We start from the raw sequence: 1,091 nt of genomic DNA, 5'->3' as shown, positions 1-1,091 counted from the left end.
CGCCGGCGTGGCCGGAGTGACCGCCGGCGCGGCCGCGCCGCACGCCACGGCGAGCAGGACGCAGCCGGTCAGGAGGGGAGCGAGGCGAGCAGGCTGCCGGGCAGGCAGTGCCATGGGTTGGGTCCCCCTTGGTCGGTGAGGTAGACGTTCGCCGCGTGCCGGTGCGTCGCGAGCCGGCGCGCTTCCGCGAAGTACCGGTCCGGCACCGAATGCACGAGGTGGACGAACCGCTCCGCCGGCCACCGCCGCACCCAGCGCGGGATCCCGGCGTCCACATAGGACGAGAACGGTCCCTCGAACGTGCCGAGCAGGTCGGCGTGCTCCGCGTACCCCTCCGCCGGGTGCGCGCCGTGGTTGAACGCGACCGTGCGGGCGCCGATCGCCCGGACGGCCTTCGCCAGCGCCGCGTAGTGGCCGAGATCGGCCTGTGACGCCGAAACGCGGTCGAACATCACGCCGTCCACGTCGTACCAGTCCGCGTAGCGGCCGGCGTCGGTGAGCACGTCGGCGGCGGGACGGCTCCCGTAGTCGGTGTCGACGTAGCCGACGACCGGAATCCCGGCGCAGCTCAGCTGTTCCAGCGGCCCCAGGAACGCGTCGTCGCACAGCGAGCCGGCCCCGCTGGCCGGGTTGAGCACCACCAGCCGGACCCGGTCCGGGTGCCGCGCCAGCTCCGCCCAGTCGTCCCGGCGCACCCTCGGGTGGAAGTAGGCCGGCACGAACAGCCTGGTCACGACGTTCGCCAAAGGTCGGCGACGGCGTCGGAGAGGTCACGCCGGGGCCGCCAGGACAGGACCCGCGTGGCCAGGGTGATGTCGGCCTCCTGCCACGGCACGTCCGCCGACCGCGCCGAGCCCGGCTCGTCCTCGTACACCGCGCAGCCGGCGCCGCTGACCTCCAGGAGTTCCTTCACGAGCGCCCGCGCGGGCACGCCCCGGCCGCTGCCGATGTTCAGCACCGGCGGGAGGTCCCGTGCCGTCAGCGCCGCGAGCACCGCGTCGGCGACGTCGCGCGCGTCGACGAAGTCCCGGACCGCGCCGAGCGGCCCGAGCCGCAGGTCGCCGCCGTCTTCCAAGGCCTTCCGCACCGCG

At 74.9% G+C, this 1,091-nt stretch carries 2 protein-coding genes; both read right to left on the bottom strand.

Annotated features, from left to right (window positions below; translation table 11 throughout):
- Window positions 1–68 precede the first annotated feature (68 nt).
- Entirely contained in the window at window positions 69–734 is a 666-nt protein-coding gene (locus G3I65_RS29330) for a spherulation-specific family 4 protein (RefSeq protein WP_160698968.1), read from the bottom strand.
- On the bottom strand, window positions 731–1,091 hold a 361-nt coding region (locus G3I65_RS29325), incomplete at its 5' end, for an NAD(P)-dependent oxidoreductase (protein ID WP_160698967.1). The genes G3I65_RS29330 and G3I65_RS29325, both read right to left, overlap by 4 nt.

It is taken from the genome of Amycolatopsis sp. SID8362 (assembly GCF_010550475.1).
GTDB classification, from domain to species: domain Bacteria; phylum Actinomycetota; class Actinomycetes; order Mycobacteriales; family Pseudonocardiaceae; genus Amycolatopsis; species Amycolatopsis eburnea.
This window is presented reverse-complemented; position numbering and strand designations above follow the sequence as displayed.